Source organism: Streptomyces sp. NPDC026417 (assembly GCF_055567695.1).
On sequence record NZ_JBVHPY010000064.1, the window covers coordinates 1 to 8,718 of the forward strand.

The 8,718-nt window shown below is 69.6% G+C and carries 8 protein-coding genes and 3 pseudogenes; 6 read left to right on the top strand and 5 right to left on the bottom strand.

Annotation, left to right across the window (positions count from 1 at the left end; all coding sequences use genetic code 11):
• The first annotated feature begins 194 nt into the window (after nucleotides 1-194).
• On the top strand, nucleotides 195-887 hold the full coding sequence (locus ACZ4NT_RS38080) for an Lsr2 family DNA-binding protein (protein WP_467729970.1): 693 nt from the start codon (nucleotides 195-197) through the stop codon (nucleotides 885-887).
• A 25-nt stretch (nucleotides 888-912) separates the two neighbouring features.
• Here the strand turns inward: ACZ4NT_RS38080 and ACZ4NT_RS38085 are convergent.
• A pseudogene (locus ACZ4NT_RS38085) lies at nucleotides 913-1,412 on the bottom strand (IS5 family transposase); the annotation flags it as partial.
• On the opposite strand from ACZ4NT_RS38085, the gene ACZ4NT_RS38090 reads away from it, so the two are divergent.
• Both ACZ4NT_RS38090 and ACZ4NT_RS38095 read left to right on the top strand, forming a co-directional pair.
• The gene (locus ACZ4NT_RS38090; RefSeq protein ID WP_467729984.1) at nucleotides 1,389-2,267 is read left to right on the top strand and encodes a hypothetical protein; all 879 of its coding nucleotides are present in this window, start codon (nucleotides 1,389-1,391) and stop codon (nucleotides 2,265-2,267) included. The pseudogene ACZ4NT_RS38085 and the gene ACZ4NT_RS38090 sit on opposite strands and share 24 nt — an antisense overlap.
• Before the next feature lie 257 nt (nucleotides 2,268-2,524).
• A complete protein-coding gene (locus ACZ4NT_RS38095) occupies nucleotides 2,525-2,677 on the top strand; it encodes a hypothetical protein (RefSeq protein ID WP_467729972.1) in 153 nt (50 codons plus the stop codon).
• 275 nt (nucleotides 2,678-2,952) lie between these two features.
• Here ACZ4NT_RS38095 and ACZ4NT_RS38100 read toward each other — a convergent pair whose 3' ends face one another.
• The 3 genes from ACZ4NT_RS38100 to ACZ4NT_RS38110 all read right to left on the bottom strand — a co-directional run bounded on the left by ACZ4NT_RS38100 (nucleotide 2,953) and on the right by ACZ4NT_RS38110 (nucleotide 5,318).
• Complete coding sequence (locus tag ACZ4NT_RS38100; protein ID WP_467729974.1) at nucleotides 2,953-3,630, bottom strand: adenosylcobinamide amidohydrolase; 678 nt, start codon at nucleotides 3,628-3,630, stop codon at nucleotides 2,953-2,955.
• 168 nt (nucleotides 3,631-3,798) lie between these two features.
• Nucleotides 3,799-4,647 (bottom strand): PaaX family transcriptional regulator C-terminal domain-containing protein, encoded by an 849-nt coding sequence (locus ACZ4NT_RS38105; protein WP_467729982.1) that lies wholly within the window; start codon nucleotides 4,645-4,647, stop codon nucleotides 3,799-3,801.
• 35 nt (nucleotides 4,648-4,682) lie between these two features.
• The gene (locus ACZ4NT_RS38110) at nucleotides 4,683-5,318 is read right to left on the bottom strand and encodes a GNAT family N-acetyltransferase (protein WP_467729976.1); all 636 of its coding nucleotides are present in this window, start codon (nucleotides 5,316-5,318) and stop codon (nucleotides 4,683-4,685) included.
• A 112-nt stretch (nucleotides 5,319-5,430) separates the two neighbouring features.
• Between ACZ4NT_RS38110 and ACZ4NT_RS38115 the strand changes: the two genes are divergently transcribed.
• The 3 genes and pseudogenes from ACZ4NT_RS38115 to ACZ4NT_RS38125 form a co-directional block, all read left to right on the top strand.
• Nucleotides 5,431-6,831 carry an alpha/beta hydrolase family protein gene (locus ACZ4NT_RS38115; protein ID WP_467729978.1) on the top strand — a complete coding sequence of 467 codons (1,401 nt, stop codon included), beginning with the start codon at nucleotides 5,431-5,433 and terminating at the stop codon, nucleotides 6,829-6,831.
• Nucleotides 6,810-7,460, top strand: coding sequence for a hypothetical protein (locus ACZ4NT_RS38120; protein WP_467729980.1), 651 nt, complete (start codon nucleotides 6,810-6,812; stop codon nucleotides 7,458-7,460). The genes ACZ4NT_RS38115 and ACZ4NT_RS38120 overlap by 22 nt, the downstream gene beginning before the upstream one ends.
• A gap of 165 nt (nucleotides 7,461-7,625) precedes the next feature.
• A pseudogene (locus ACZ4NT_RS38125) lies at nucleotides 7,626-7,970 on the top strand (IS5 family transposase); the annotation flags it as partial.
• A 12-nt stretch (nucleotides 7,971-7,982) separates the two neighbouring features.
• Here the strand turns inward: ACZ4NT_RS38125 and ACZ4NT_RS38130 are convergent.
• A pseudogene (locus tag ACZ4NT_RS38130) lies at nucleotides 7,983-8,718 on the bottom strand (transposase); the annotation flags it as partial.

Below are 8,718 nucleotides of genomic sequence, written 5' to 3' on the forward strand. Positions count from 1 at the left end.
AGCCCGCAGCCGAAGGTGAGGGTTGATAAGCCACCCCGAAAGCCTCCCACCCACGCGACCAGCACACCCACCGAACTTACGAAAAGATCAGTAGGCCGTGTATCGAAAGTGGCCAGAGTTGCTGGTCGTCGCAACTGACCTGCAACGGCGCAGCTAGGCCATGCATTGTCAGCTGTGTTGAGTACGGTCTGCCTATGGATCATCAGAGGACAGGAGACGCGCGGCAGGCGTGGGGCCGGGTGACCGAGTGGCTTGAGCATCATGCCCCTGAGGTGTTCGCGTCTCTCGGCGGGCCGGGGAGTCTGGCGGCCATCTGCGACGCCGAACTGCGTATGGGCGTAAAACTGTCGGAGCAGCTGCGGCAGTGGCTTCTGGGTCACGACATCGATGCAGGTCGGCAGCCTCCTACTGGATCGTGTCTGGTGACGCTGGGGCGTCCGGGCGTCCTTCCCGGTGGTGGACTCCTGCTGGGCCTCAGGGATATCGAACACGTCTGCCTCCACAAGATGGCCATGGAGGAATCGACACGGTCCGGAGGTATTGATTACCCGTCCTGGCGCAGGGAGTGGGTCCCGATAGCCTCGGAGTGCGACGGCTTCTACGGGACGTTCGTGAACACGATCACCGGTACGGTGGGGTCTTGGAGCGAGGGCGCGCTCCCTGAAGAATGCGAGTACGCCTCGTTGTTCGCCTTCTTCCAGGATGTGGCTGACCAGCTTGAGGGAGTTTACTCGGGCGCCTATGACGGACCAGGCAGAGCCCGTAGACGCGATCCGCGTCCGGAGGACGGACCTGTACGTCTTTGGGCTCGTGCGAACGGCTACTTGGTCAATGACCGCGGGCGTATCCCCGCAGCCATTCGCGAGGCATACGAAGCATCACAGTGAGCGCCGGGCCGCCCGAAGGTGCCGGTCACAGCCAGTCGTTGATCGCGGCGATGATGACTGTTGCCTCGTAGCGGACTGCGAGCTCATCGTACCTGATGGCGACAGCCCGGTGCCTTTTGAGGCGGTTGATGCCGCACTCGATCGCGTGCCTGCTTGGTAGTCCTCCCGGTCGAATTTCGGCGGACGACCACCGAAGGAACCGCGCTTCCTACGGTGGCGTGCCTGGTCGGCCTTGTCCGGGATGGTGCAATGGATCCCGCGTCTGCGCAGGTGGGCCCGGTTCTTACGGGAGGCGTATACCCTGTCCGCCCGCACACGATCAGGACGAACGCGCGGCCGGCCAGGCCCGATGCGGGGCGCGCGGACTCTCTCCAGCACGGGTTCGAACTGCGGCGAGTCCCCGCGCAGTCCTGCCGTGACCACGATCGACATGGGTTTCTGGCCCTGTTCGGCGGCCAGGTGGGGTTTGGTAGTGAACCCGCCGCGTGAACGTCCCAGCCCGTGATCGCCGGGCTCGGTGAAGATACGGTCTGCGCCAGGGACGGCGGAACCATTCTGGCCCGTGTGAAGGGCGAGCGGGCGGAGTTGGCGGCGGTTGGCGGTGAGGGGTTGTTCGGTGACCTGGTGGCAATCGATCGGAGCAGCATCGGAGTGGTCACGATCGACGTGTCCACGTCCGGGACCGTCATTTGCGACGGCGGCCCCCGTCGCGTCGAGAAGTTGTTCATGCTCTCTGCCGACGCGTGGGCCAGCGGTGCGGGCACGCTGACACTGCACACCTTCTCGGACGCCTGGATCTCCCACGATTTGCGTGGCCACAAGCAGCCCGGGATTCGGGAGGAGAACGCGCCGCGCCTGAGGGCCGCGCTCATCGCGCTGACGCGGCTGACCGAAGCGGACGTCATTCCGGCCGACCCCACTGCCTACGGCATTCCGACCGAGGACGGTTTCGAGGACCTGCCGGACGAAGACCCGGATCTGCTAAATTCCTGGTACATGTTCGAGGTCCCGCGCCGTACCGAGCGGATGCAGGCCGAACTGCCGTCGGGCACGCCCCTGTTTGCGGCAGAGGCCGGCTCGCCCGTCGAATCCTTCGAGGTGGTCCTCGACGGCCGTGTTGTCGGGTACCTGTGGGCGGCTGACGCCGACGCAGCCGCGGGCTACGAGCCGTGCACTCCGGCAGGCGACGTGGCGCTCGACGTCGCTGTCCCATGGCTGACGCGCCTGAGCGAGGCGAAGCGGCGAGGGCTGTCTCCGTCGCGGGCGTTGCGGGAGCTGTCGACGTGGCCCGGCGACTCCCGCACCGCGACTGTCGTCGCGGCGTCCCGTCGGGTCTTCTCCTTGCTGGAGGAGCTTCAGGAGCTCTCAGGCCGTGAGTGACCGGCGGCCGCACGATCCAGGGCAACGAGAGTAGGCCGGCTGACCGTGAGATGTGGGTTCGCTGTGTCCGGGAGGGGGATCTTGAGCATGAAAGGTGCTGGAGGTCTTGTAGGAGACGCCATAGGGAAGCTGACCGGTCACCAACGAGGTCCTCAGGCCTGACGGTTGATACGTCAGCTCGAGCGCAAACCCGTACCGCGCCGACGTCATCGAGCGCGGCCTGCGTGCCTGCGTCCGGCCCGGTGAATGGACGGCTCTTGTCACTGCTGTGCGCCGTCGCGGCCGCGCTGCTGGCACGCGCCGACGGAATGTCGATCGCCGGATGCGTGATATGGGCGGCCGTCGCCTTTGCCAGCATCCTCACCCTGATCAGCACTCTCCCGGCGGCGATCATCAGGGCATGGAGGTAACCCGATGCCGCAGGCTCATTGCGCTCACCCTCGGGGAGTGACCCGGCTGTGCCCCGCACGCCACGGTTTTCTGGAGCACGGATTTACGCCCGCAGGGCCGATAACACGCCGGACCTTCACCGGGCCGGGCCCAGGACGGCGCGTGGATGGCCTCGAACTGGGGCGCCTGCGGGTGCAGTTCGAGGAAACGGTCGATGCCCTGCGAACCGTGCGCCTGCGGGTGGTGGGGCGCGGTTGGAGGCTGGGCGGGCGGGGGCAGCCGCGGGGAATGTGCGTCAGGAACGGGAGGCGCCGGCGAGCACGGCCTGGGGTACGGCGCGTGCCAGGCGGGCGCCCGAGGTCGAACGGGGGCCGGCGAAGCCGTGGACCTCGGCGGCGGGGCCCGGGGCCCGGGCTGCGATACAGACGGCGTCGGTGGGGGCGCCCGAGCAGTCGTGACCGGCGTCGAGCAGGGCCTGCACCTTGGCCTCGGTGGCGGTGGCCATGGCGTTGACGAGGGCCGCGTCGCTCGGTGCCACGGGCAGTGCGACCACGATGTTGATCGTGCTGGGCGCGGCGGGGGCCGCGCTGCCGTCGTGCGGGGAAGCGGCCCACCCGCGCACCCCGAGGCCCGCGGCGGCGAGCGCGTGCACCCCGCCGTCCTGGGCCCGCCCGTACGCCCGGACGTCTGCCGCCGTCATCAGTCCCACGCCCTGCCCGTCCGCTTGGGCGTCACGGGCCGGAGCGGCGAGGTGCCGGTCCGGGTCGACGCGTCGGTAGCCGTGCGCGACCTGGGCGTTGAGGACCCACGACCGTTCCCCGATGCCTCCGCCGAGCACGGAGCTGCCGGTCATCCGCCAGTCGGCTCCGGCGCGCCACAGCAGGGCGTGCAAGCGCTCGCCGTCCTCGACGCGCGTGAGGTGCTCCACCGCCAGCAGACCGGCGGTGCACGAGGGCGGAACGACGGCGGTCACCGGGCAGGACTCCTTGCGGGGCGGGAACCGGTCGATCCTGTGTGGCGGACCCCGAGCTGAAGGCCCGGCCTCGGCAGGCCCACGGATCTGCGCGCTGGTCGCGCTCCCGGCGACGGCGGGAATGGTCAGGCAGGCCCTGATTCCCGTGCGCCGGGGCTAACCGGAGCATTACAGGCCCGCGGTGCGCTCCACTGCCTCCCGGGCGATGTCGGCGTAGCTGCGGAAGAGGACGGGGCGTGCCTCGTCGCCTTCGCGGCTTCTCAACGCTGCCCAGCACTGGGCTACCAGCTCGCGGGCCTGGGTGCCGGGCCATGGGCGGGGCAGGAGCTGGGGCGGCAACAGCGGGTCGCGTTCCATGGCACGGGTGAGTTCGGCGGCCAGCTCGACGGCGATCGTCAGGACCGCGGCGGGGGAGAGGTCGGCCCCTTCGGTGAGCCGGGCGAGCCGGGGGCGGGCGACACGGCTCAGATGGTGGTAGTGCTCGGCGATGTCCCGCAGGGGCCACAGGCGGCGGGCGAGCTCGGCGGGCTCGCGGACGTCTCCCCTGCGCAGGTCCGTCGTGGTGAGGAGGGTGAGCGCGTCGTGTGCGTTGAGGAGGTGGGCCGCCTCCTCGACGTACGGCTCCCAGTGGTTGGCACTCACGTACAGGCCGCCCTGGAGGGGAGCGCCGCCGAGGTGGAGGAGGGTCTCGCGCAGAGAGTCGCGAGCCGTGCGCGCCGACTCGGGTACGGCGAAGGCGGCCAGGTGCCAGACACCGTCCCACGGCGCGAGTCCGGCATCCTGCCGGAAGGCGTGGCGCAGGAAGTCCGGGTTGGGGGAGAGGGCGCGCGTGGTGTCCGCCGTGGCCCGCAGTTCGGCCTTGCGGCCTCGGCCCTCGTGGGTGAACCGGCCCTCGGCCACGAGGCGTTTCACGCAGAGCCGGACCTGCTGGTCGCTCATGCCGAGGGTGCCGGCGACGGTGTACAGCTCGTCCGCGCCGACCGTGCCGTCCTCGCGGATCAACGCGTGGACCAGCATGCGCGTCGGCACCTCCACGCGGTCCGTCTCGTCGCTCACAGTTGTGCCGCTCCTCTCGTCCCGACCGTGCGACGCATCGTGGTCACCGCGCCGAACCCCAGCAACTTTCGCAGGTAGGGCGTGTGCTCGGTGTGTACGGGCGTGAAGCCGCGCCGTTCGTACAGGGCTCTGGCCCGTGGGTTGGTGTCGACGACGTCCAGTCTGATCTCGCGGCAGTCCTGCTCGGCCGCGACGGCGGCGACTTCCTCCAGGAGCAGGGTGCCGACCCCGCGTCCGCGGGTTCGCGCGTCCACGGCGATGCCGTCCATGACGAGTTGCCCGGGGGCGGGCCGACGCTCGAACAGGGCGAGGAGCAGCAGCCGGTGAATCCCCCGCATGAGTCCGTACGCGCGCAGCACGGCGGCGGCCGACCCGCCGGTGAGGCCCCGGCCGCCGAGCTGGTAGCCGGCGAGGCCGACGAGCTGTCCGTCGAGGAGGGCGCAGACCGCACGATCGGCGTTCAGGTGGGCGGCGAGGAAAGGTATCGCCTTGTCCGCCGGACCGAGCGCGGGTCCGAGCTTGCGGCCGAAGGCGTCCCAGTACAGCTCGGCCGCGCGCTGTTCCGCGCCGGCCGGAATGCTCCGACGGACCGTCACCGCTCCCGCGTCGCCGCCCACTGCATCCGTTTCCATGCCGTTCCCCTCGCTCGCTTCATGACCGCGGAGCAAAACTACCAGTACGAATACGATCGTAGAAGGAGTGATAGTTTTCGGCGTCATGAACCCACCAGAGGTGATTACTGCCATGACTTCGGGGACCGGGCCGCGGCGTCGCCGCGGCCTGCGCGCAGCCGTGTGGTCGCTCGTCACGGTCCTGGTCGTGACAGCCGGCCTCACCGGCGTGGCGCTGTGGCAGAACTCCTACGCGATGGACGAACGGCGGGTCTCCATCCGTCATGGCGACCACACCCTCAACGGCGTGCTGAGCACTCCGCGAGACGGCCGCGCACGTCACGGCCTGGTCGTGTACGTCCATGGCGACGGACCTGTCGACGCCACGCACGAGGGCGGCTACCGGCCCCTGTGGGAAGCGAACGCCCGGGCCGGGTACGCCTCCCTGTCCTGGGACAAGCCCGGCGTCGCGGGAGCACCCGGCGACTGGCTCGACCAGTCCATGGACGACCGCGCCGACGAGACCGCCGCCGCCATCGCCTGGGCGCGCACCCGCCCGGACATCGACGGTGACCGGATCGGGCTCTGGGGCGCCAGCCAGGCCGGCTGGGTCCTGCCGAAGGTCGCCGCCAGGACGCCCGTACGTTTCGTCATCGCTGTCTCGCCCGCGATCAACTGGCTCCGACAGGGCCGCTACAACCTGCTTGCCGAACTGCGGGCCGACGGTGCGTCCGCCTCCCGCACCAAGGCCGAGATCGCCCGGAGCGACACCATTCGCCGCCTGCTTCAGCGGCACGCGACGTTCGAGGAGTACCTCCGGGCGATGCGCGGCGACGCGGACGGGATGACGGCGAACCGGTGGCGCTTCATCACGAGGAACCACACCGCGGACGCCACCCGGGACCTGCGGGCCCTGCACGGCGTGCCGGTGCTGCTGATTCTGGCGGGCCACGACGTCAACGTGGACACCGCCGAGACGGAACGCGATTACCGGAAGGTGCTGGACGCGGACGGCGCACTGACGGTCAGGCACTACCCGGACGCGACCCACTCCCTGCTGAAGCGGTCCGTCGAACGATCAGACCTCATGTTGACGCTCACCGCCGTCTTCGCCCCGCGCACGCTCTTCGCGGACGGATTCCTCACCGACCAGCGGCACTTCCTCGAGGAAGCCGGTCCCGGCGGGAATGCCGAGGGACGGCATGGATCGCGAGGCGGAACCCGGCACAGCGCGTTCGTCGAAGACCGGCAGGGCGAAGCGGCGCGAGTGGCCGCCGACTTCGGGACTGTGCTACTTGGCGCGGATGCGGCGACGACATGGGTGCCGAGTTCCTCGCTGCTGACATGGATGGAGCCGGCTGATGGCCGCCGCCGTGCGGTGGCCATCAGCCGTGGTTCGAGCCCTGGGAGCCCGCCGTGCCCGTCGGTTGTGGGCTACGGGCCGTCAGAAGTCGTGCTCTGTCGGCCGGATACGGTCGAGGCGCTCTTGCGGACCGGTCCTACGCTGGAGGCATGGCCACCGATCCCTTGCTGAGGCAGGGCCCCGACTCGACGGATCTGGTCCTGCGCGTCGGCCCGGCCGGGCGGACGTGGAACGCGCTGGCCTCGGTGGGGCCGGCGCTGTTCACTCCGCTCGCTCTGGGCGTGCCGACCCTGCTCGTCGCCTTCTGGATGACGCTGGCCGGGGCACGGGCGTCGACCGTGTTCGTGGCGGTGGGGGTGATCGCCGGGCTGGAGTACCTGATCGGCTGGCTGGCGCTGGTCTTTTCCCGGGCCCGGGACATCCTGCGGGTGGAGTTCGCGCCGGCCGGGGTGCCCGCGTCTGTGCGGTTGGTCCGGGCCGCCGGGCCGGACGACTGGCTGCCCGTCAACACCTTGAGCGAGGTGCGGCTGACGCACACGGTGGTGGAGCCGTACCAGGGGGACTACAAGCCGGCCGTCTCCACGCTCGGGCTGGAACTCGTCCTGCAAGGCGTCCGAGAGCGGCTCGCGCTCCCGTTCGGCGGCGACCCGCAGCGGCTCGCCCACGCGCTGACGGCTCTGCTCGGTCCGGCTGGGGTCGTGGTGGAACTGCGCACCGAGCGCAGCACGCGCGATCGGCCGCAGCCCAACTCCGGCTGGTTATCGGGCGGTTCGGCCTCGGCCGGCTCGGGTGGCGGCTGATCCTAAACTGCCCGTGGCGCTCCCCGGTTGGGCGTATTGAGCCCCCGGGTCGGCTCTGCCGCAGCTGGGTCCTCCCGCCACGGGTAGCGGGGGTAGTGGCCGCGGAGCTCGTCCCGCACGGCGCGCTAGAGCGTGTTTCTTTGAGAGCTGATCAGTTGATCGGATATGCCTGTCCGGTTGGTGATCACTGATGCGATGTGGGGCCGGATCGAGCCGCTGATGCCGGCGGATCCTGTCCGTGGGCGGCGATGGGCGGACCACCGCCGCACGCTGGAGGCCATCGCGTGGAAGTACCGCACCTGCTCGCCATGGCGGGCTCTGCCGGACGAGTTCGGTTCGTTCCAGACCGCTCACAAACGGCTGATCAGGTGGGCTGTGGGCGGCATCTGGGAACGGATTCTCGCCGCAGTCCTGGCAGCGGCTGATGACAGCGACGACATCGGCTGGACGGTGTCAGTGGACTCCACCGTCGTCCGGGCCCACCAGCACGCTGCTGGAGCCCGCAAAAGGTGCCTCTATAGGTTAGTCAAGCTGTAGCGGGGTGGGTGGCTGGTAGAAGGTGCCGTCTCGGAGCATCGCGAAGAGGACGTCGATGCGGCGTCGGGCGAGTGCGATGAGGGCTGCGACGTGATGTTTCCCCTCACGGCGTTTCCGGTCGTAGTAGGCACGGGACTCGGGTTGGGAGAGCCAGGCGAACGCGGCGAGGTAGAAGGCCCGTTTGAGCTGTTTGTTGCCGCGCCTGGAGGGGTGTTCGCCGCGGATGGACGAGCCTGAACTCCGGGTCACGGGTGCCAGGCCGGCGTAGGCGGCGAGGTGGCCGGCGGTGGCGAAGCTGCTGCCGTCGCCGACGTCGATGAGGATGCGGGCTGCGGTCCTGATCCCGATGCCGGGCATCGAGATGAGGACCTGGGAAAGAGGGTGGGCCTCCAGGAGCTTTTCGATCCTTGCAGCGAGAAGTTTACGCTGGTCAAGGACTGACTGGAGGGAGCTGGCGAGGCTGGGGACGATCAGCGCGGCTGCGTCGGTGCCCGGGACGACGACGGTCTGTTCGTCGAGTGCGGTGAAGATGTCCTCGACCAGCCGCTCGGCCATCCGCGGCGCTTTGGGACGTATCAAGGTCACGAGACGTCGTCTTCCGGCTTTGCGGATATCTGGGCCGGGGAGCCGAACTGGTCCAGCAGTTTGAGCACGGCCGGGTGCTGGATCCGTGGGCCGAGGACCCGTTCGAGGGAGGGGTGGATCTGGGTGAGCAGGCCGC